The sequence below is a fragment of the Pseudomonas sp. NPDC087614 genome (assembly GCF_044743485.1).
Classification (GTDB): Bacteria; Pseudomonadota; Gammaproteobacteria; order Pseudomonadales; family Pseudomonadaceae; genus Aquipseudomonas; species Aquipseudomonas baetica_A.
In genome coordinates this window covers 21273-43307 of sequence record NZ_JBIUWN010000037.1, presented here as the reverse complement: position 1 = coordinate 43307, position 22035 = coordinate 21273, and the positions used below count along the sequence as shown (strand labels likewise).

Below are 22035 nucleotides of genomic sequence, written 5' to 3'. Positions count from 1 at the left end.
AGGTTTGGGTGGCAGCTGTGCGCAAGAGTAGGAACCGAGCAATCATGGACCTCGGTCACGCCGAAGCGTGTCCCACGCACAGCCGCCGTGAACGATCTTACGGACTTGAATCAAGTGCCGCAAAAATCCAACGAGCTGTAACGTCATGAAAGCGAGGGTTCCTACACCCTGTCACCACTCTCGCAGTGACAACGAAAAGACTATCCCTGCAACCCGCCGCCCACCAGTTCATGAAAACCGCCGCAACTCGAAGGAAACGTCCGAAGCCTTCGCCCGGAAATGTCACTCCAGCTCTGCCAGCAAATACGCCAACAACGCCGATTGCGACGATTCTTCCGACATTGAAACCTGAAAAAACCGCCTGACCTTGCAACGCAAAACCGCCTCGGGAAACGCCTCGAACAATGCGGGATGCTCCTCGCTCAGCCATTGCACCGCGTTGCCTACGCGGACTTCATCCCCCGCCGAAGCCAACACCGAGTCAGGCACCGTCCACCAAGGAAACACACGCCCCGAAACCTGCGCCCGCCCCCCGATTTCCACGGTCTGACCATTGATCAGTCCGCATGAAATCATCGGCAAAAGCTGCGCCGCATCCACTGCATCGGACTTCAAGATCGGCAACAAAAACCGCCCATCCCAAAACCGAAAAAACACCGTTTTACCGCTCGGCATCAGCACCTGAGTCAGGCTGCGAAAATGCTCGACCACCACTTCCAGGCTCGCCGAAGACACCGCCAACCAGCCCCAGTCACGGGACTCGGTAGTCGCCACCCAATCCAGAAACTCACTGTCCGCCGCGACAATTCCCACATAGGGCATCACCGCGTCCCACTCGGCGTAAATCGTGTCCGCCCAGACCGGATTCGACCTCACCAGGGGCGGTTTGGCATCGCTGGCGTTACTGAAGATCGCGAACAACTGCTCCGACGGCTTCAGCAACTGATGCGCCAGCCATGCGCGGGGCTCAAGAAAGTCAAGCTGCACAGGCACCGTCCTTGCAGCGCTCGCACTCTTCGCAGAACGGCGCATCGCCTTTAAAACTCATGATTTGCGCGGCCGTCAGCATTGCCGCCGGCGCCGCCGCCAATGTATCCGGCAACCCCGGCACACTCGGCGCCGCGCTCATCGCCGCCATTGGCGCCCCACCCACAACAATCGGCACGCTGCTGAAGATCCCGCCGGGGCCGATGTTGATCCACTGCCCGCCCGCCTGAATCGTCGCGCTCGCGCCGCCGTCGATCACCACTTGCTGGCCGGCGCTGACGTGGAATTGCGCGCTGGCGCTGGTCGCCTGATTGCTCACGCGGATATGCCGATCGCCGACAACCGTCAGATGATCGTCCTGCTTCACTTCGGCCTTGCGCTGGCCGTGGGTGATGCGTTGTTCGTCGGCCTTCAATTCATGTTTGGCGGTGCCGGTGACGACGATGCTGCGCTGGTTGTCGACCTGCACCTGTTGATCGTGCAGCACATGCTGCGTCCAGTTGCGCTGGGCGCGCAGGTAGATCTCCTCGGCGCCTTTTTTATCCTCGATGCGCAGTTCGTTGTAGCCCCCGCCACCGGGGCTGCTCTGGCTGCGGAAGAGGCTGCGGGTTTTCTCGGCCGGCAGTTCCAGCGGCACTGGGGTTGCAGCGTTGGGCAGGCAGCCCATGACCAACGGTTTATCGGCATCGGCGTCGATGAAACCGACCAGCACTTCCATGCCGACTCTTGGGATCAGCACGCTGCCGTAGCCGTCATGCGCCCACCCCGTGGCGACCCGCAGCCAGCAACTGGAATGTTCGTTGAACTCGCCGTCACGGTCCCAGGCCAGTTGCACCTTGACCCGACCGTATTCGTCGCAATGTATTTCGCTGTCCTGAGGCCCGGTGACGACGGCGGGTTGATACCCGCGCACCTGCGGCTTCGCCCCCAAGGCTGGGCGAAAGAACGCGTCCCACGGTGTGGCGAGAAAGGTATTACGGTACCCCTGGAACTCTTCCCCATCACCGGTCACCGATTCCTCCAGCACTTGCGGCTGTCGGCCACGGTGTTCAATGGCTGTCAGCAACCAGAGATCGTTCCAGTCCTGACGCGGATGCTCGGTGAGTTGCAGGAAATGTCCGCTAACCAGTGCCGACTCATCGCTGATGCCTTCGGCCTGACGGTAATCGGCGGCATGGCGCTCAAGTGCCCGCTGAACCAGGTGTTTACCGGTTTCACGATTATCGAATTGTCCGGGAAAGTGATAGTCCTCCAGCACCGGGCGCTGCTCACCGTCGATGCGGCTTTCCAGTTGCAGGCGCGGCTTTTCAAAGTTGTAGTCGCGCCGAGTGACTACGCTGGTGCGGGTTTGCACGCGAACGTTGAAACGCTTGATCGCTGGCGCTCCGCCCGCCATGCCACTGCCCGGCAAATACAGATTCGGTCGGGCCAATCGCGGGAACACGGTTTGATCATCGCCGAACACCAGCAAGTGGCCTTCGGGACTGTGCTGAAAGTGGTAATGAATACCGACTTCAGCACACAGACGCTGGATGAACGCCAGATCGCTCTCGGCGTATTGCACGCAATATTCACGCTGCGGGTAGTCGCTGCCGAGGTGAAACTCAAAGGCATCGCGCAGGATCGCGTGATCCTTGAGGATCTGCGCCACGATCTGCGGCACGCTCTGATGCTGGAATATCCGCTGATTGATCCGCTGCCCAAGGTATGTCAGACGCGGGACAAGGCTTACGTGATAGCGCGTCAGACGTTTCCCGGAGTCGCCCTGCCCGACCTGATAAATCTGACCATGGACGCCGGAACCGTCTGCATCAAAGCTCAGAAACGCCTGACAGTGCAGCAGGCTTTCCAGGTCCAGATCCGGCCGCTCGCTGACCAGTTCCAGCTCAAAACGAAAGGGTTGGCTGATGGCCTCCTTGCCCGTGAACTCAAGAACCTTGAGGTCATGCTGGGCGCCTTCGAGGGTCAACGTGAAACGCGGTTGATTGGCAGGCGCGAACATCCAATGTCTCTCTGCAGAATGAGGGCGGGCGATTCTGCATGAGGGGCTAGGGGTGTGGACTGGGTGACGGAAAAATCAGATTTACCCTACCTTTTTTGTCGAAAAAGCCTTCGAATATCGGCGCATCCGACTACAGACTCATCCCTCAAACACTGGGTTATCCAATGGTCTTGAGAAATTGCAGGCACAAAAAAACGGCCCGCCTCTTGTAGGAGTCGGGCCGTTTTCTGTGAGCCTCAGCTCAGTGCAATCACTTGTTCAGGTGGAAATCTTTTTCCGCCGCTTCGAAGCGCTGCACCATGCCTTTGGTTGGCTCGCCCAGTTTGCTGACGATGTAGATCGCCAGGCTGGCGAAGATGAAGCCCGGGATGATTTCGTACAGACCCATCAGCTCGAAATGCTTCCAGACCACCACGGTGATCGCGCCGACCAGGATACCGGCCAGTGCGCCGTCACGGGTCATGCCTTTCCAGATCACCGAGATCAGTACAACCGGACCAAACGCGGCACCGAAACCAGCCCAGGCGTAGGACACCAGACCCAGTACACGGTTATCCGGATTGGACGCCAGACCGATAGCGATCAGTGCGACCAGCAGCACCATGGTGCGACCGACCCAGACCAGTTCCTTCTGCGAAGCGGATTTGCGCAAGAAGGTTTTGTAGAAGTCTTCAGTCAAAGAACTGGAGCACACCAGCAACTGGCAGCTCAGGGTACTCATCACTGCCGCCAGGATCGCCGACAACAGGACACCGGCAACCCATGGGTTGAACAGGATTTTGGTCAGTTCGATGAACACACGCTCAGGGTTCTCGGTGACGGCGCCCGCCACTTCCGGGTGCGCCGAGAAGTAAGCGATACCGAAGAAGCCAACCGCCACGGTGCCGGCCAGGCACAGGATCATCCAGGTCATGGAGATGCGGCGAGCCTTGGCAATCGATTTCACCGAATCAGCGGCCATGAAACGCGCGAGGATGTGAGGCTGACCGAAGTAGCCCAGACCCCAGCCCATCAACGAGATGATGCCGATGAAAGTGGTGCCCTTGAGCATGTCGAAGTTGCTTGGGTCCTTGGCTTCGATGGCCAGGAACGTGGTGTCGACGCCACCGGTCGCCAGCAGCACGATGATCGGCGTGAGGATCAGAGCGAAGATCATCAGCGTGGCTTGCACGGTGTCAGTCCAGCTCACCGCGAGGAAACCGCCAATAAAGGTGTAGGCAATCGTCGCCGCAGCACCGGCCCACAGCGCCGTCTCGTAGGACATGCCGAAGGTGCTTTCAAACAGACGGGCGCCGGCCACGATGCCGGAAGCGCAGTAGATGGTGAAGAACACCAGAATCACGATCGCCGAGATGATCCGCAGCAGGCCGCTTTTGTCTTCGAAACGGCTGGCGAAGTAGTCCGGCAGGGTCAAGGCATCGCCGTTGTGCTCGGTCTGCACACGCAGACGGCCGGCGACGAACAGCCAGTTCAGGTAGGCACCGATCACCAGACCGATGGCGATCCAGCCTTCAGACAGACCGGACATGTAGATGGCGCCCGGCAGGCCCATCAGCAACCAGCCACTCATGTCGGAAGCACCGGCAGACAGAGCCGTTACGACACTGCCCAGGCTGCGGCCGCCAAGAATATAGTCAGAAAGGTTGTTGGTGGAGCGATAGGCCATCAAGCCGATCAGCACCATTGCTGCGATGTAGATCACGAACGTGATCAGGGTTGGATTGCTTACGCTCATTGAGTTACGCCCTGGCTTTGTTTTTATGTAGCAGCGGTGGTGAATCGTGCGCAAACGACTAAGTTTGGCAGACGATTCCGTATCCCGCGCATTTAGGACTGATGTTTCCCCAGGAAAGCCACCAGCCGGTACACCGGGTATCCCGGTTGCACCTTGGGCGCGAATGCTATGCAACAAATCAAATAAGGTGCAACCAGTTTCGACCGAATAAGTTGCACCTAGTCGGATTTATCGACAATCGCCCCGTTTTTGCTCCCTTTTGTGGCAGTCATGGCGCTTGGCTAGAAGCAAAAGCACCAAGCAGGGGCAGCCCTTTCGTGCCAGAAACCAATTCCTGACGAACTGCCTGTTTTTCCGACAAAAAAGGGTTGCACCCGGTTGCACCTCTTTCAACGCGCGGCTAATCTTGCCGCCAGCTGATGCCACGCAACTGTGGCAACCATGAGGATAAAAATATGGCTACCACCACCCTTGGGGTCAAACTCGATGACCCAACCCGCGAGCGCCTGAAGGCGGCCGCAACCTCGATTGATCGCACGCCGCACTGGCTGATCAAGCAGGCAATTTTCAATTACCTGGAAAAACTCGAGGGTGGTGCAACCCTGACCGAGCTGAACGGCCTGAGCGCCAAGGACGCCGATGACGCGGGCGAAGTCCACACCGATCACGCCCACCAGTGCTTCCTCGAATTCGCTGAAAGCATCCTGCCGCAATCGGTACTGCGTGCTTCGATCACCGCCGCTTACCGTCGCCCTGAGCCGGAAGTGGTGCCGATGCTGATCGAGCAGGCACGCCTGCCGGCAACGATGGCCGAGGCCACCAATAAGCTCGCCGCGACCATCGCGGAAAAACTGCGTAACCAGAAGAGTGCCGGCGGTCGTGCAGGCATTGTTCAGGGCCTGCTGCAGGAATTCTCCCTGTCCTCCCAGGAAGGCGTGGCGCTGATGTGCCTGGCCGAAGCGCTGCTGCGCATCCCGGACAAAGGCACTCGCGACGCGTTGATCCGCGACAAGATCAGCACCGGCAACTGGCATCCGCATCTGGGCAACAGCCCTTCGCTGTTCGTCAACGCGGCCACTTGGGGCCTGCTGCTGACCGGCAAGCTGGTGTCCACGCACAACGAAGCCGGCCTGACGTCGTCCCTGAGCCGCATCATCGGCAAGAGCGGCGAGCCGATGATCCGCAAGGGCGTCGACATGGCCATGCGCCTGATGGGTGAGCAGTTCGTGACCGGCGAAACCATCGCCGAAGCCTTGGCCAACGCGAGCAAGTTCGAAGCCAAGGGCTTCCGTTATTCCTACGACATGCTCGGTGAAGCCGCACTCACTGAACACGACGCGCAGAAGTACCTTGCGTCGTACGAACAAGCCATTCACTCGATCGGCAAAGCCTCCCACGGTCGTGGGATTTATGAAGGCCCGGGCATTTCCATCAAGCTGTCGGCACTGCACCCGCGTTACAGCCGTGCGCAGTACGAGCGCGTGATGGAAGAGTTGTACCCACGCCTGCTGTCGCTGACCCTGCTGGCCAAGCAATACGACATCGGCCTGAACATCGACGCCGAAGAAGCCGACCGTCTGGAACTGTCGCTGGATCTGCTCGAGCGCCTGTGCTTCGAACCGCAACTGACGGGCTGGAACGGTATCGGTTTCGTCATCCAGGCGTATCAGAAGCGTTGCCCGTACGTGATTGATTACGTGATCGACCTGGCGCGCCGCAGCCGTCACCGCCTGATGATCCGCCTGGTGAAAGGCGCGTACTGGGACAGCGAAATCAAGCGTGCCCAGGTCGAAGGCCTGGAAGGCTATCCGGTCTACACCCGCAAGGTGTACACCGACGTTTCCTACATCGCCTGCGCACGCAAACTGCTGTCGGTGCCGGAAGTCATCTACCCGCAGTTCGCCACGCACAACGCCCACACCCTGTCGGCCATTTACCACATTGCCGGTCAGAACTATTACCCGGGGCAGTACGAGTTCCAGTGCCTGCACGGCATGGGCGAACCGCTCTACGAGCAGGTTGTCGGCAAAGTTTCCGACGGCAAGCTGAACCGTCCGTGCCGCGTGTACGCGCCGGTCGGTACCCACGAAACGCTGCTGGCTTATCTGGTCCGTCGTCTGCTGGAAAACGGCGCGAACACTTCGTTCGTCAACCGCATCGCCGACCAGTCGATCTCGATTCAGGAGCTGGTGGCCGATCCAGTGGCTCAGATCGAGCAAATGGCAACCGTGGAAGGTGGTTTCGGCCTGCCGCATCCGCGCATTCCACTGCCGCGTGACTTGTATGGCGCCGAGCGCGCCAACTCCAGCGGCATCGACATGGCCAACGAACATCGTCTGGCGTCGCTGTCCTGCGCCCTGCTCGCGACCGCGCACAACGACTGGAAAGCGGCGCCGATGCTCGGCTGCGCTTCCAGCAACGAAACGCCGGCAGCGGTGCTGAACCCGTCGGATCACCGCGATGTGGTCGGTCATGTGCAGGAAGCCACCGTCGAAGACGTCGACAACGCGATTCAATGCGCCCTGAACGCTGCGCCGATCTGGCAGGCTACCCCGCCCGCCGAACGCGCCGCGATTCTGGAACGTGCCGCTGACCTGATGGAAGGCGAGATTCAGCCGCTGATGGGCCTGCTGGCCCGTGAAGCCGGCAAGACCTTCGCCAACGCCATCGCCGAAGTCCGTGAAGCGGTCGACTTCCTGCGTTATTACGCGGTGCAGGCGCGCAACGATTTCAGCAACGACGCCCACCGTCCACTGGGCCCGGTGGTGTGCATCAGCCCTTGGAACTTCCCGCTGGCGATCTTCAGCGGTCAGGTCGCTGCGGCACTGGCTGCGGGTAACCCGGTCTTGGCCAAACCTGCGGAGCAAACCCCGCTGGTCGCCGCGCAAGCCGTGCGTTTGCTGCTCGAAGCCGGTATTCCGGAAGGCGTGCTGCAACTGCTGCCGGGCCGCGGTGAAACCGTCGGTGCCGGTCTGGTCGGTGACGAGCGCGTCAAAGGCGTGATGTTCACTGGCTCCACCGAAGTGGCGCGTCTGCTGCAACGCAACATCGCTGGCCGTCTCGACAGCCAGGGCCGCCCGATTCCGCTGATCGCTGAAACCGGCGGCCAGAACGCGATGATCGTCGACTCCTCGGCACTCACCGAACAAGTCGTCATTGATGTGGTGTCCTCGGCCTTCGACAGCGCCGGTCAGCGTTGCTCGGCACTGCGCGTGCTGTGCTTGCAGGAAGATTCCGCCGATCGCGTCATCGAAATGCTCAAAGGCGCGATGGCCGAGGCTCGACTCGGCAACCCTGAGCGCCTGTCCGTGGACATCGGCCCGGTGATCGACGCCGAAGCCAAGGCTGGCATCGACAAGCACATCCAGGGCATGCGCGACAAAGGTCGTAACGTTTACCAGGTGGCGATCGCCGACACCGAAGAAGTCAAACGCGGCACCTTCGTCATGCCGACCTTGATCGAACTGGAAAGCTTCGACGAACTGCAGCGCGAGATCTTCGGTCCGGTGCTACACGTGGTTCGCTACAAGCGTAAAGAGATCGACCAGTTGATCGGTCAGATCAACGCTTCCGGCTACGGCCTGACCCTCGGCGTGCACACCCGCATCGACGAGACCATCGCCAAGGTGATCGACAACGTCAACGCCGGTAACGTCTACGTCAACCGCAACATTGTCGGTGCCGTGGTCGGCGTGCAGCCGTTCGGCGGCGAAGGCTTGTCGGGTACCGGTCCGAAGGCTGGTGGCCCGCTGTATCTGTACCGCTTGCTGTCGACGCGTCCTACCGACGCCATCGAGCAATCCTTCGCTCGCGGTGATGCAGTCGTCGCGCCGGACGTTCGTTTGCGCGACGCCATGAGCAAGCCGCTGGCCGCCCTTAAAACCTGGGCTGAAAGCAACAAGTACGCGCAACTGAGCACGCTGTGCGCGCAGTACGCCGCACAATCGCAGAGCGGCATCACCCGCGCTCTCGCGGGCCCGACCGGCGAGAAGAACAGCTACGCGATCCTGCCACGCGAGCACGTGCTGTGCCTGGCGGACGTCGAAGGCGATCTGCTGACGCAACTGGCGGCGGTATTGGCGGTGGGCGGTTCGGCGGTTTGGCCGGAATCCGACATCAGCAAGGCGGTGTACGCACGTCTGCCCAAGGAGATTCAGGCGCGAATCAACCGGGTTGCTGACTGGAACAAGGACGAGGTGGTGTTTGATGCGGTTCTGCATCACGGCCATTCCGATCAGTTGCGCGGCGTTTGCCAGCAAATCGCCAAGCGCGCCGGCGCGATTGTCGGGGTTCAGGGCTTGTCCCAGGGCGAGACCAACATTGCGCTGGAGCGTCTGGTGATTGAACGGGCGTTGAGCGTCAACACGGCGGCGGCGGGTGGTAACGCCAGCCTGATGACGATCGGTTAACACGCTGTCACTCCAGGCAACCGCAATGCTTGCCTGGAATGTCATTCCCCTGTGGGAGCGGGCTTGCTCGCGGATGCGGAGGATCAGTCGACATCAATGTTGCCTGACCCACCGCATTCGTGAGTAAGCCCGCTCCCACATTTGATTAGTGTTGCCCTCATTCCTGCATCACTGCCATCAATCATCCTGTTCAGCCTTTATTCCCCAGCCTAGACTCGGCCCAACCCCAATTTCAGGTAGGCCGCCATGTCCGAGTCGCTGCTCAGTTCCCGCAATCTGGCTTTCGAGCTGTACGAAGTCCTCGATGCCGAGGGCCTGACCCGGCGCGAGCGTTTTGCCGAGCACAACCGCGAGACCTTCGATGCCGCCATCGGTACGGCGCGCAACATCGCCGAGAAATACTTTGCGCCGCACAACCGCAAGGGCGACGAGAACGAACCGCGCTACGAGAACGGCCAGGCGATTCTGATTCCCGAGGTGAAACCGGCGGTGGATGCCTTCCTTGAAGCGGGTTTCCTCAACGCCGCGCGCAGTTTCGATGCCGGTGGCATGCAACTGCCGACCCTGCTTTCCCAAGCCTGCTTTGCGCACTTCCAGTCGGCCAACGCGGCTTCGACTTCGTACCCGTTCCTGACCATGGGCGCGGCGAATCTGATCGAGAGCTTCGGCACCGAAGAACAGAAACAGCGCTTCCTGCAGCCAATGATCGACGGCCGTTTCTTCGGCACCATGGCCCTCACCGAGCCGCATGCGGGCTCATCGCTGTCGGATATTCGTACCCGTGCCGAACCTTCGTCCGACGGCACTTATCGCCTCAAGGGCAACAAGATCTTCATTTCTGGCGGCGACCACCCGCTGTCGGAAAACATCGTGCACATGGTGCTGGCCAAACTGCCGGACGCACCGGCGGGCGTGAAAGGCATCTCGCTGTTTATCGTGCCCAAGTTTCTGGTCAACGATGATGGCAGCCTGGGTAAACGCAACGACGTATTGCTGGCCGGGCTGTTTCACAAGATGGGCTGGCGCGGCACGACGTCCACCGCGCTGAACTTCGGCGATAACGGGGAGTGTGTCGGCTATCTGGTGGGCAAACCGCATCACGGTTTGAGTTACATGTTCCAGATGATGAACGAAGCGCGGATCGGCGTCGGCATGGGCGCAGTGATGCTCGGATACGCCGGCTATCTCTACTCGCTGGAGTACGCCCGCGAACGCCCGCAAGGTCGCGTCCCGGACAGCAAAGACCCGACCACGGCGCCGGTGGCGATCATTCAGCACGCCGATGTCAGACGCATGCTGTTGACGCAAAAATCCTACGTTGAGGGGGCTTTTGACCTCGGCCTGTACGCCGCGCGGTTGTTCGATGACACCACAACACTGGAAACCGAAACCGAGCGCAAACAGGCCCATGAGCTACTGGATTTGCTGACGCCGATCGTCAAATCCTGGCCGTCGGAGTTCTGCCTGAAGGCCAATGAACTGGCGATCCAGATCCTCGGCGGTCACGGTTACACCCGCGAATATCCGGTGGAGCAGTACTACCGCGACAACCGTTTGAACCCGATCCACGAAGGCACCCACGGCATTCAGTCGCTGGACTTGCTCGGGCGCAAACTGGCGCAGAACGGTGGCGCAGGGCTCAAGCAATTGATCCGGTTGATCGCCGACACCGCCGAACGCGCCACCGCGTACGAATCGTTAACCGCATTGCGTGAGCCGCTGGAGAAACTGGTCGCGCGCCTGCAAGTGGTGACCATTGGCTTGCTGACCGATCTGGCGCAAGGCAAGGTCAACAGCAGCCTGGCGAATTCGGCGCTGTACCTGAAAGTGTTCGGGCACACGGTGATTGGCTGGCGCTGGCTGGAGCAGGCGATTCGCGCCGAGGAAGGCCTGGCCAAAGGTCAGGCGGCGGATGCTGATTTTTATAAGGGCAAGTTACAGGCGGCGCGGTATTTCCTGACGTGGGAAGTGCCGGGCTGTCACCATGAGCTGACGTTGCTCGAGGCGCGGGATGAAACGTGTCTGGGCATGCAGGACGCATGGTTCTGAATCATCGCCCATGCGATGTCCCAAACACACTTCAACGCTCTTCACACCTGTCAGGTTTTACAGGTGTGAAGAGCGGGAACTGGAGATAGGCTGTTTTCGCCCGACATGTAGTTTGCAGTTGCCCGGCAGGTACGGACACCAACGTCCGCTTCCCTTACCTCATCCGAGTAAACACCATGAGCGAACATGTTCTCGTAGACCAAACCGTCAAACTCTCAGGTCTTGTGACACTGGACTATTGCGTCCTTGCCGCTATCTCCCAAGCGCCTGCGCGCAGCGGTACGGTGTGGACGAACAAGGATTCTAGCGAGTCCATTGTCATCAGCAAAAACCATCACCGCCTCTCGGATGAAAAGTCGCAGATCAGTCTCACGACCTCGCCCGACAATGGCGCGCCGAGCGTTGAAACGACGGCGGCAGGAATGTTTGAGATCATTTGTGCTGAAGACCGGTACGAAACCACCAACCGGGTTTCTTACAAAGACTACACCCGGCTCAGTGCCAACCAATGGCGGTCGGTGGTCTATGGCGGTGCGGGGCTGAACGATGAAACGGCCGTCACCGAAATCGATCCTTATGTGAATCTCACTGAAGACCAGTTTCTACTTTCCGCCAGAATCAATGATGTTGTGAAAGATCCCCAGGCAGTGCGAATCACCGGAAAACGTTACACCCTCAGAGGCGAGCGGTATCAAGTTACCGTCATCGCTCCGAACAACAGCTATGTCAGCGTGACGGACTTCAGCAAGGACGACATGTTCAGGACCCTGGCGGTGGGTGATAGCTATGTCGTCAATCAAGCCATGCGGACAGTCAAAGAGAAACGCGTTTTCTACATGGAGACTATTGGTGGCATCGACTTTTACGGACGGGAAATTCTTCTGGCGTGAAACAACTGATCCAAGGTCACGCCGACGCGCCATACCAGGCGCGCCGGTCCTTTTGAAAAAAGGCTGAACTCAGCTCAACTTGAACCCACCCATCTGCCGCGCCAGATCATCCGCCAGCTTCTGCAGCATCTGACAATCCTCACGACACGCCCGAACCTCCCCCGCCGTGGCTCGGGCCAGATCGGAAATGCCCTGTACGTTTCGGTTGATCTCTTCGGTCACCGCCGATTGCTCTTCCGTCGCTGTCGCCACCTGATGGTTCATGTCGCTGATGCGCTCGACCTGACCGGTAATCGCAGTCAGCGAAGCCCCGGTACGCTGGCTCGACTCAACCCCGGTGCCGGTCGCGGCCTGCCCGGTGCGCATCGATGACACGGCGTTTTCTGCGCCCTGCTTGAGGTTGCCGATCATCTGCTGAATCTCGTCGGTGGATGCCTGCGTGCGGCGCGCCAAGGTACGCACTTCGTCCGCCACCACCGCAAAGCCACGGCCCATGTCCCCTGCACGCGCCGCTTCAATGGCGGCGTTGAGGGCCAGCAGGTTGGTCTGTTCGGAGACCCCGCGAATCACCGCCAGCACCGAGTCGATCGACGCCACTTGATGCGCCAGTTCTCCCACAGCGCCCGCTGCCACGCCGATCTCGTCAGACATGCTTTCTATATGCCGGATGGAGCCGCCGACCACTTCTCGCGCTTGCATGGCTTCATCGCGCGCCGTTTGCGAGGCGAGCGCTGCGTTGCCAGCGTTTTGCGCGATTTCCTGTACGGTCAGGCCCATTTCATGGACGGCGGTGGCGACCATGTCGGTCATCTCCTGCTGACGACCAGAGCGCTCGGCGGTGTTATCCACAACCTTGGCTACTTGGCCGACGGCGGTGCGCAAACGCTCACTGGTGGCCAGCACTTCGCCAATCATCCCGCGCTGACTGTCGAGGAAGCGGTTGAAACCGCGAGCAAGATCGCCCAGCTCATCGGCGCGACTGGAATCTAACCGGTGGGTCAAATCTCCACCACCGCTACCGATGGCTACCAGCGCGGCTGTTACCTGACGAATCGGTCGCACCAAGCCCTGGGCCAGCCACACCACCAGCGCCAGACACACCAGCGCTACCGCCAACCCGATGCCGCCACTGAGCCACATCGCCCGCCGGGCTTCAGCGTAGATCTGCGACTGCGGCACTTCGGCCACCAACGTCCAGCCCAGATCGCGCAAAGGCAGGCTGAACGCCAGGAAGTCCTCGCCATCGCGCTGGAAGCTGCTGCTGACCGCATTTTTTTGACCGAGAACTGACTGCGCCGCCGCCGCACCGATCTGCTCCGTGAGGGTGCGTTTGCCACTGAACTGCGCCTCGGGATGGACCTGGATCAAACCGTCGGAACGCACGAGATAGACCTTGCCGCGCTCACCAAAGCTGAAGTTGTGGATCAGCTGCGACAGTTCTTTCATGCTCAGTCCAAGTCCGGCGACGCCGACCACTTTGCCGGCCTGCTCGACCTTCAAATCGATGAACAGTGCCAGCTCTCCGGTGGCGCCGTCGTTGTCGATATTCAGGGTTCGCGGCTGAGTGCTGTCGAGGAAGGAATAGAACCAGGCATCGGCCGGTTTGGCGCGACTGAGGGTGCGATCCAGGCCTTTTTCGGTGATGTAATGATTGGAGTCGGTGCCGATGATCAAAGCGGTAAATGCCTTGTGTTCGGCGCGGATGCCCTCCAGATACTGCGCGAAGGCCGCTGTTTTGCTGCTGTCTTCGCCATTGGCCAGCCAGTCGCGGACCATGGAATTGCTGGCGATGTCTTTAGCGGCGGTGAGGGGCTGAACGAGGATACGTTCGATGTCGTTGCGCGTCGCTTCGATGCTCGACGGCAACGCTTGTTCGACCAGATAGCTCTGGGCGAGGCGGTTGACCACCAGGGTATAAATGCCAACCACGATCAGGATACTGACCAGCAGGGCGGTGCCCATGCTGAGAATCAGCTGCCATTGAATACTGCGTCGCCACAACTGCATGGAGCACCCCCAAAGAATAAGTGGCCGAAACAATGCAACAGCCATGCCGATTGTATACAACTAAACCGACAATCTATTCTTTGGTTGTGCGCAACGCCATCAGCCCTGATTGATGGTCTTGGCGATGGTGTCGACCGTGGCGCTGACTTGCTCTTGGTAACGGTCGAGCTCTTCCTGGTGCTGCTTCTTCATTTCAATCTGCTGCGAGCACAGATTCATCGCCGCCAGCACCAGCAAACGATCACCGATCAGGGTCGGGTATTTGCGTTTGGTGTCTTCCAGCGCAGCCTTGAGCATCATGGCCGCGTCCAGCAGGGTCTGTTCTTCCCCGGCCGGTGCCTTGATCGAATAGTCCTCCCCAAGAATGGAGATGACTTTTACCCCTGCTGTCTGGTGGTTCATGCGCTGACGGGACCTGCGTTGACGCGATCAACCAGTGCCTGGATGCGCGCTGCGGTGGCGCCGTGCTTCTCTTCCTGCTCCATCAGGTTCAGTTGCAGGCTCTCGTTTTCATCCTTGGCCTGGGCCAGTTCCGTAGCCAGGGTCTGGTTGGTTTGCGCAAGGGTCTGGTTCTGTTGCACCAGTTCGCTGACGAGCTGTTCCAATTGGCTGAGGGATGCTTCCAACATTTTGATCTTCCAAGCGTTTTTCAAAGGGCGCGTACGATAAAGAAAAGTCACCACAGATGCCAGGGTTAAACCGGCGCAAAGCCTTGATTTTCCTGGTGGGCGACCGTTCCTGCGAGTTTAAAAGACTGTGATCTGCCGATCTGGTTCCTGCACTTCGTCGCCAGAGGGGCTGTGCGACAAATACGCACACCGGTTCAAGACTTTAGTCGCATGACCGATAAGTCATCCATACAGCAGTTTCAGCCCGCATGGATGCGGCCCTTTTCGGTATCCGCACATGTCCCTTCGCAATATGAATATCGCCCCTCGGGCCTTCACCGGTTTTGCCTTGATCGGCGGCCTGATGCTGATCCTGGGCGTGTTCGCCCTGAACCAGATGAGCAAAATCCGCGGCGCCGCCGAGGACATCACCTCCAACAGCGTGCCAAGCATCAAGAACCTCGATGAGTTCACGCAACTGACGCTGCGTCTGCGCGTGCTCTCGTACCGTTTGCTGGTGAACCGCGAACCGGACGTTCAGCAGAAAACCATGGAGTTGCTGGACACGCGCAACGCGCAGATCCGCAAGGCCCAGGCAGCTTACGAGCCGTTGATCGGCAGCGCTCAGGAGCGTGCGACCTATGATCAATACGTGCAGTTGCAGGGGCAATACCGCCAGATCGAAGAGCGGATGAAAAACCTGTCGCGCAACAATCAGGTGGATGAGTTGCGCAACTTGCTCAACACCGAGTTGCTGAACAACTCCGAAGCGATGAACACCGCCCTTAACACGTTGATGCAGATCAACGACAAACAGGTGCGCGACACCAACGAGCAAGCGGCCGAGCAGTACGCTACGGCGTTCGACCTGGTGGTCGCCCTGCTGGTAATCGCTACCGGTCTGACCTTGCTGTTCGCCTGGTTGCTGACCACCAGCATCACCAAGCCCATTGCCAAGGTTCTGGAAGCGGCGCAAACCATCGCCGAAGGCAACCTGACCCAGCCGATCCACGTTGACGGCTCCGACGAAGCCGGGCGCCTGCTGGCGGCCATGGCCAAGATGCAGTCCAAGCTGCGCGACACCCTGCAGCGGATTTCCGGTTCGGCCACGCAGTTGGCCTCCGCCGCTGAAGAGCTCAACAGTGTCACCGACGAAAGCGCCCGTGGCCTGACTCAGCAGAACAATGAAATCGAACAGGCCGCCACCGCGGTCAACGAGATGACCAGCGCGGTTGAAGAAGTTGCCCGCAACGCGGTCAGCACCTCGGAAGCCTCGAAGAACGCCACTACCTCGGCCGGCGACGGTCGTGACCTGGTGCAGGAAACCGTCAGCGCCATCGAACGCATGAGCGCCGACGTGCAGAGCACCGCGACGTTGATCGGCGACCTGGCCAACGAATCCCGCGACATCGGCAAAGTGCTGGACGTGATCCGTGGTCTGGCTGACCAGACCAACCTGCTGGCCCTGAACGCGGCGATTGAAGCGGCGCGTGCCGGTGAGGCGGGGCGTGGTTTTGCGGTAGTGGCTGATGAAGTTCGCGCCCTGGCCCATCGCACTCAGCAGTCGACCAGCGAAATCGAACGCATGATCGCCAGCATTCAAAGCGGTACCGAACACGCCGTGGACTCGATGCGTAACAGCACTGAACGCGCCGAATCGACCCTGAACATTGCCCGTGGTGCCGGAATGTCGCTGGACACCATCAACACCGCCATCGTCGAGATCAACGAGCGCAACCTGGTGATCGCCAGCGCCGCCGAAGAACAGGCGCAAGTGGCACGGGAAGTGGATCGCAACCTGGTGAACATCCGCGATCTGTCGGTGCAATCGGCCACCGGGGCGAATCAGACCAGTGCGGCGAGCAACGAGCTGTCGCGATTGGCGCTGGATCTGAACAACATGGTTGGGCGCTTCAGCCTCTAACGGCAAGATCGGCGCCAATGGCCGTCACTGCACTGATCGTTCCCACGCTCTGCGCGGGAACGCAGCCCGGGACGCTCCGCGCCCCAACGCGCACGCAGAGCGGCCATTGAGGCATCCCCACGCGGAGCGTGGGAACGATCTGGCATCCTCGGTGTAAAAACCTTTTTGACAGCATCACATTTCAACAGGTTAGAATCGCTGGCACGCAGACTGCATGGTCAGTTTGTGCCCGTCTTCACGCTTCTGGAGTACTGCCTTTGAATGCGACGACCATCAACAGCCTGTTCTTGATCGGCGCGTTGCTGGTAGGTGCGAGCATTCTCGTCAGCTCACTTTCATCCCGTCTCGGCATCCCGATTCTGGTCATTATTCTCGCGGTCGGCATGACCGCCGGGGTGGATGGCGCCGGGATCATTTTCGATAACTACCCGACGGCCTATCTGGTCGGCAACCTCGCACTGGCCGTGATCCTGCTCGACGGTGGCTTGCGCACGCGGGTTTCAAGTTTCCGCGTGGCGTTATGGCCGGCGCTGTCACTGGCCACGGTCGGGGTGCTGATCACCACCGGGCTGACCGGCATGGCGGCTGCATGGCTGTTCGATCTGAACCTGATCCAGGGCTTGCTGATCGGCGCCATCGTCGGCTCAACCGACGCCGCCGCCGTGTTCTCGCTGCTCGGCGGCAAAGGCCTGAACGAACGGGTGTCGGCCAGCCTGGAAATCGAATCCGGCAGCAACGACCCGATGGCGGTGTTTCTCACCGTGACCCTGATCGACATGCTCGCCAGCGGCCAGACGGGCTTGCACTGGAGCCTGCTGACCCACCTGATCCGCGAATTCGGCATCGGTGGCGTGATCGGTCTGGGCGGTGGCTGGCTGATGCTGCAACTGGTCAACCGGATCAACCTCGCCGCCGGCTTGTATCCGATTCTGGTGATCGCCGGTGGTCTGGCGGTGTTCGCCCTGACCAACGCGCTGCACGGCAGTGGCTTCCTCGCGGTTTACCTGTGCGGCCTGGTGCTCGGTAACCGTCCGGTGCGCAGTCGCCACGGCATCCTGCACATGCTCGACGGCATGGCGTGGCTGGCACAGATCGGTATGTTCCTGGTGCTGGGTTTGCTGGTGACGCCGCACGATTTGCTGCCGATTGCCCTGCCCGCGCTGGGCCTGGCGCTGTGGATGATTCTGTTCGCGCGGCCGCTGTCAGTGATCGTGGGTCTGCTGCCGTTCAAGGCGTTCCATGGCCGCGAAAAAGCGTTCATTTCCTGGGTTGGTCTGCGCGGTGCGGTGCCGATCATTCTGGCGGTGTTCCCGCTGATGGCCGGGCTGCCCCATGCGCAGTTGTACTTCAACCTCGCGTTTTTCATCGTGCTGGTGTCGCTGCTGGTGCAGGGCACGAGCCTGCCGTGGGTCGCCAAATGGCTCAAGGTCACGGTGCCGCCCGAGCCCGCGCCGATCTCTCGGTCCGCGCTGGAAGTGCATATCACCAGTGAGTGGGAGCTGTTCGTTTATAAGCTCGGTGCGGAGAAATGGTGCATCGGTTCGCCCCTGCGTGAACTGAAAATGCCCGAAGGCACGCGTATTGCCGCCCTTTTCCGTGGTCAGCAACTGCTCCATCCGTCGGGTAGTACGGTGCTGGAGGTCGATGATTTGCTCTGTGTTATCGGCCATGAACACAACTTGCCGGCCCTCGGAAAACTCTTCAGTCAGGCACCGCAACGCGGCCTCGACCTGCGTTTCTTCGGCGACTTCGTGCTCGAAGGAGACGCCCAGCTTAAAGCGGTTGCAGCCCTCTACGGCTTGCCGGCCGAGGGCATCGATCCCGACATGACCCTGGGTGCCTTCATTGCCCACAAGGTCGGCGGCGCGCCCATCGTGGGCGACCAGGTGGAGTGGAACAACACTCACTGGACCGTCGCGGTCATGGACGGGAACAAGATTGGCAAAGTGGGCGTCAGATTCCCCGAAGGAAGTCGCCCGGGCCCCGGACTCTTCCTCTAAACTGCGCCCACTATCACTTGCTTGACCGGTCTCTATGCCTACCCTGCGCTCCTTGTTTATCGCGGCCCTGCTGGGCCTGAGTCTTACTGTCGGCCCGCTTTACGCCGCCGAACCGCCGTCCAGCGACGCCGTGCAGGCCAGCCTGGATAAACTCGCCGACAGCAAACTGCCGGATGCCGATAAAAAGACCCTGCAAACCGTTCTGCAGAACACGCTCAACCAGCTCAACAACAAAAGTGATTACGAACAGAAACTGATCGACCTCAAGCAACAACTCGCGACCGCGCCAAAACAGACCATCGAAAACGCCCGTGAACTGACGCGCCTCAAGGCCAGTAGCGTGGTGCCGGTGGCGCAGCGTTTCCCCAAGGAGTCGATTCAGCAACTGGAACAGATCCTCACCGATCGCTCCACCCAGCAGAGCGATCTGCAAAAAGCCCTGGCCGACGCCAACAGCCTGATCATCACTGCGCAGACTCGTCCCGAGCGCGCCCAGGCGGAAATCTCCGCCAGCCAGACGCGCATTCAGCAGATCAACAACATCCTCAAGTCCGGCAAGGACAGCGGTAAAACCATCAGCGGCGAGCAACGCGACCAATTGAACGCTGAGTTGGCGGCGCTGAACGCGCTTATCCCGCTGCGCCGTCAGGAACTGGCCGGCAACAGCCAGTTGCAGGATCTGGGCAATTCCCGGCACGACCTGCTCTCGGAGAAATCCGACCGCCTCGACCACGAGATTCAGGAACTGCAAACCCTGATCAACCAGAAACGTCTGGCGCAGTCTCAGGAAACCGTCACCCAGCAGTCGATCGAAGCGCAGAAGGCCGGTGGCAGCAGCCTGCTCGCCAGCGAAAGCACGGCCAACCTGAAGCTCTCGGACTACTTGCTCAAAAGCACCGACCGCCTCAACGAAGTCACCCAGCAGAATCTGCAAACCAAACAGCAACTCGACACCCTTACCCAAAGCGATTCGGCTCTGGACGAGCAGATCAACGTGCTCAAGGGCAGCCTGTTGCTGTCGAAGATTCTCTACAAGCAGAAACAGGCGCTGCCGCGTTTGAAGGTCGACCGCGATCTGGCGGACCAGATTGCCGACATTCGCCTGTATCAGTTCGAAGTCAGCCAACAGCGTGAGCTGCTGAGCAATCCGTCGACCTACGTCGATAATCTGCTGTCCACCCAGCCGCCGGAACAAGTCACCCCGCAACTGCGCAAAAGCCTGCTGGATCTGGCCAACACCCGCGCCGACTTGCTGGAGCGCCTGAACCGTGAACTGAGCGCGGTGCTCAACGAATCGATCACCCTGCAACTCAATCAGAAGCAACTGCTGAGCACCGCGCAAAGCCTGCGCGCGACCCTCGACGAGCAGATGTTCTGGATCCCGAGCAACAAACCGCTGGATCTGGAATGGATGCGCGGCGTGCCGGAGCGCCTCAAGCGTCAGGTCGACACCCTGCCGTGGGCTTCCAGCCTGAGCGAACTGGCCGACGGCCTGACCCAGCGACCGTTGCTGTTCCTGCCGCTGGCGCTGCTGATCGGCGCGCTGCTGTTGCGCCGCAAAAACCTGTATGCGCGCCTGAACAAGGTTCACCAGGACATCGGTCACTTCAAACGCGACAGCCAATGGCATACCCCGCAGGCGATTCTGATCAATATTCTGCTGGCGATGCCGGTGGCGCTCGGTCTGGCACTGTGCGGTCTGGCCTTGCAGATCGATGCACGCGGACAGAACACCAACATGGGCGCGGCGTTGATACAAATGGGGCAGGCGTGGCTGGTGTTCTACACCGCTTACCGGATTCTTGCGCCGGGCGGCGTGGCGGAGCTGCACTTTCGCTGGGAAAAACCGCAGGTCGAATTCCTTCAAGGCTGGGTACGGCGACTGGGGCTGGTGGTCCTGGCGCTGGTGGCGGTGGTCGCCGTGGCCGAATTGCAACCGGCAGCATTGGCCGACGACGTACTCGGCATGCCGGTGGTGTTGATTTGCTACGCCCTGATGGCATGGCTGCTCAGTCGTCTGCTGATCAGCAGCCCGGCCCACGAAAACACCTCGCTGTTTCGCAAAGCCCTCGGCGTGATGTTCACCCTGCTGCCGATCGCCCTGTTCACCGCCGTGTGCTTCGGCTACTACTACACCGCCCTGAAACTCAGCGATCGCTTGATCAACACCCTCTATCTGCTGATGTTCTGGCTGGTGATCGAAGCCACCTTCGTCCGTGGCCTGGCGGTTGCAGCAAGGCGTCTGGCTTACCAGCGCGCCTTGGCCAAACGCCAGGCCGCAAAAGAAGCCGGCGAAGGCGAAGCGGTGATCGAAGAGCCGACCCTGGACATCGAAAAGGTCAACGAACAGTCGCTGCGCCTGATCCGTCTGGCGCTGCTGGGCGGTTTCATCGCCGCGCTGTACTGGGTCTGGTCGGACCTGATCTCGGTGTTCTCGTACCTGGACAACATCACCCTCTACGAATACACCAGCGGCACCGGCTCGAACATGAGCATGGTGCCGATCAGCATCGGCGACATGCTCGGCGCACTGATCATCATCGGCATCACTTTCGCGCTGGCGCGCAACCTGCCGGGCCTGCTTGAAGTGTTCGTGCTGTCGAAACTCAATCTGGCCCAGGGCAGCGCCTACGCGACGACGACGCTGCTGTCGTATGTGATCGCGGGTGTCGGCTTCGTCTCGACCCTGTCGACCCTCGGCGTGAGCTGGGACAAGTTGCAGTGGCTGGTGGCGGCGCTGTCGGTCGGCCTCGGTTTCGGCATGCAGGAGATCTTCGCCAACTTCATCTCCGGCATCATGATCCTGTTCGAACGACCGGTCCGGATCGGCGACACCATCACCATCGGCAACCTGTCGGGCACGGTGAGCAAAATCCGCATCCGCGCCACGACCATCACCGACTTCGACCGCAAGGACATCATTGTCCCGAACAAGACGTTCATCACCGGGCAACTGATCAACTGGTCGCTGACCGACACCATTACCCGGGTCACACTCAAGCTGGGGGTGGATTACGGTTCGGACCTGGACCTGGTCAAGGAACTGCTCCTCAAGGCCGCCCGGGAAAACCCGCGCGTGCTCAAAGAACCCGAGCCGCACGTGTACTTCCTCAACTTCGGTGAAAGCACCCTCGACCATGAACTGCGCATGCATGTGCGCGATCTCGGTGACCGCAACCCGGTGATCGATGAGGTCAACCGCTTCATCAACCGCGAGTTCAAGACGCATCACATCAACATCTCGTTCCGCCAGATGGAGATTTACCTGAAGAATCTCCAGGGCCAGGAATACAAGCTGGTACCGGCCGAGCCGGAAACCAAAACCGCCTTGCCGGGTGTCGGCGGGGAAAAACCACTGCAAGAGCCGCCGCCGGCCAAACTCGACTAACCGGTCTAATCCCAGCAGAATGCTCGGACATTCTGC

The 22035-nt window shown here is 60.2% G+C and carries 12 protein-coding genes and 1 pseudogene; 7 read left to right on the top strand and 6 right to left on the bottom strand.

What is annotated here, in order from left to right; translation table 11 throughout:
• Positions 1-282: 282 nt before the first annotated feature.
• The 3 genes from ACIOWA_RS15525 to putP all read right to left on the bottom strand — a co-directional run bounded on the left by ACIOWA_RS15525 (position 283) and on the right by putP (position 4724).
• Positions 283-987, bottom strand: a complete 705-nt coding sequence (locus ACIOWA_RS15525) for a DUF4123 domain-containing protein (RefSeq protein ID WP_401160571.1) — start codon at positions 985-987, stop codon at positions 283-285.
• Positions 977-2989 (bottom strand): type VI secretion system tip protein VgrG, encoded by a 2013-nt coding sequence (locus ACIOWA_RS15520; RefSeq protein WP_339495046.1) that lies wholly within the window; start codon positions 2987-2989, stop codon positions 977-979. The genes ACIOWA_RS15525 and ACIOWA_RS15520 overlap by 11 nt, the downstream gene beginning before the upstream one ends.
• Positions 2990-3239: 250 nt before the next feature.
• Positions 3240-4724 (bottom strand): sodium/proline symporter PutP, encoded by a 1485-nt coding sequence (gene putP / locus ACIOWA_RS15515; protein ID WP_339432255.1) that lies wholly within the window; start codon positions 4722-4724, stop codon positions 3240-3242.
• A gap of 455 nt (positions 4725-5179) precedes the next feature.
• Here putP and putA point away from each other — a divergent pair, with 455 nt between their 5' ends.
• The 3 genes from putA (at position 5180) to ACIOWA_RS15500 (ending at position 12072) form a co-directional block, all read left to right on the top strand.
• A complete protein-coding gene (putA, locus tag ACIOWA_RS15510; protein WP_401160569.1) occupies positions 5180-9133 on the top strand; it encodes a trifunctional transcriptional regulator/proline dehydrogenase/L-glutamate gamma-semialdehyde dehydrogenase in 3954 nt (1317 codons plus the stop codon).
• Positions 9134-9379: 246 nt separating this feature from the next.
• A complete protein-coding gene (locus ACIOWA_RS15505; protein ID WP_339432253.1) occupies positions 9380-11182 on the top strand; it encodes an acyl-CoA dehydrogenase in 1803 nt (600 codons plus the stop codon).
• A 176-nt stretch (positions 11183-11358) separates the two neighbouring features.
• The gene (locus ACIOWA_RS15500) at positions 11359-12072 is read left to right on the top strand and encodes a hypothetical protein (RefSeq protein ID WP_339432252.1); all 714 of its coding nucleotides are present in this window, start codon (positions 11359-11361) and stop codon (positions 12070-12072) included.
• Between the two features lie 69 nt (positions 12073-12141).
• Here ACIOWA_RS15500 and ACIOWA_RS15495 read toward each other — a convergent pair whose 3' ends face one another.
• The 3 genes from ACIOWA_RS15495 to ACIOWA_RS15485 all read right to left on the bottom strand — a co-directional run bounded on the left by ACIOWA_RS15495 (position 12142) and on the right by ACIOWA_RS15485 (position 14708).
• Positions 12142-14079: a methyl-accepting chemotaxis protein gene (locus ACIOWA_RS15495; RefSeq protein ID WP_339432251.1), complete on the bottom strand. Its 1938-nt coding sequence runs from the start codon at positions 14077-14079 to the stop codon at positions 12142-12144.
• A 99-nt stretch (positions 14080-14178) separates the two neighbouring features.
• Positions 14179-14481 (bottom strand): cell division protein ZapA, encoded by a 303-nt coding sequence (locus tag ACIOWA_RS15490; protein ID WP_339432250.1) that lies wholly within the window; start codon positions 14479-14481, stop codon positions 14179-14181.
• Positions 14478-14708, bottom strand: a complete 231-nt coding sequence (locus ACIOWA_RS15485; RefSeq protein ID WP_339432249.1) for a hypothetical protein — start codon at positions 14706-14708, stop codon at positions 14478-14480. The genes ACIOWA_RS15490 and ACIOWA_RS15485 overlap by 4 nt, the downstream gene beginning before the upstream one ends.
• A gap of 277 nt (positions 14709-14985) precedes the next feature.
• Here ACIOWA_RS15485 and ACIOWA_RS15480 point away from each other — a divergent pair.
• From ACIOWA_RS15480 to mscK, 4 genes and pseudogenes are all read left to right on the top strand, one after another.
• A pseudogene (locus ACIOWA_RS15480) lies at positions 14986-15708 on the top strand (MCP four helix bundle domain-containing protein); the annotation flags it as partial.
• A 30-nt stretch (positions 15709-15738) separates the two neighbouring features.
• A complete protein-coding gene (locus tag ACIOWA_RS15475; RefSeq protein WP_401160581.1) occupies positions 15739-16611 on the top strand; it encodes a methyl-accepting chemotaxis protein in 873 nt (290 codons plus the stop codon).
• A 257-nt stretch (positions 16612-16868) separates the two neighbouring features.
• Entirely contained in the window at positions 16869-18611 is a 1743-nt protein-coding gene (locus tag ACIOWA_RS15470) for a potassium/proton antiporter (RefSeq protein ID WP_339432247.1), read from the top strand.
• Between the two features lie 34 nt (positions 18612-18645).
• A complete protein-coding gene (gene mscK / locus ACIOWA_RS15465; protein WP_339432246.1) occupies positions 18646-21999 on the top strand; it encodes a mechanosensitive channel MscK in 3354 nt (1117 codons plus the stop codon).
• Positions 22000-22035: the final 36 nt, after the last annotated feature.

Coding starts and splice junctions, on each gene's coding strand:
- ACIOWA_RS15520 (WP_339495046.1), bottom strand. CDS start 2,989: ATGTTCGCGCCTGCCAATCAACCGCGTTTCACGTTGACCCTCGAAGGC.
- putP (WP_339432255.1), bottom strand. CDS start 4,724: ATGAGCGTAAGCAATCCAACCCTGATCACGTTCGTGATCTACATCGCA.
- putA (WP_401160569.1), top strand. CDS start 5,180: ATGGCTACCACCACCCTTGGGGTCAAACTCGATGACCCAACCCGCGAG.
- ACIOWA_RS15505 (WP_339432253.1), top strand. CDS start 9,380: ATGTCCGAGTCGCTGCTCAGTTCCCGCAATCTGGCTTTCGAGCTGTAC.
- ACIOWA_RS15500 (WP_339432252.1), top strand. CDS start 11,359: ATGAGCGAACATGTTCTCGTAGACCAAACCGTCAAACTCTCAGGTCTT.
- ACIOWA_RS15495 (WP_339432251.1), bottom strand. CDS start 14,079: ATGCAGTTGTGGCGACGCAGTATTCAATGGCAGCTGATTCTCAGCATG.
- ACIOWA_RS15490 (WP_339432250.1), bottom strand. CDS start 14,481: ATGAACCACCAGACAGCAGGGGTAAAAGTCATCTCCATTCTTGGGGAG.
- ACIOWA_RS15485 (WP_339432249.1), bottom strand. CDS start 14,708: ATGTTGGAAGCATCCCTCAGCCAATTGGAACAGCTCGTCAGCGAACTG.
- ACIOWA_RS15475 (WP_401160581.1), top strand. CDS start 15,739: ATGGCCAAGATGCAGTCCAAGCTGCGCGACACCCTGCAGCGGATTTCC.
- mscK (WP_339432246.1), top strand. CDS start 18,646: ATGCCTACCCTGCGCTCCTTGTTTATCGCGGCCCTGCTGGGCCTGAGT.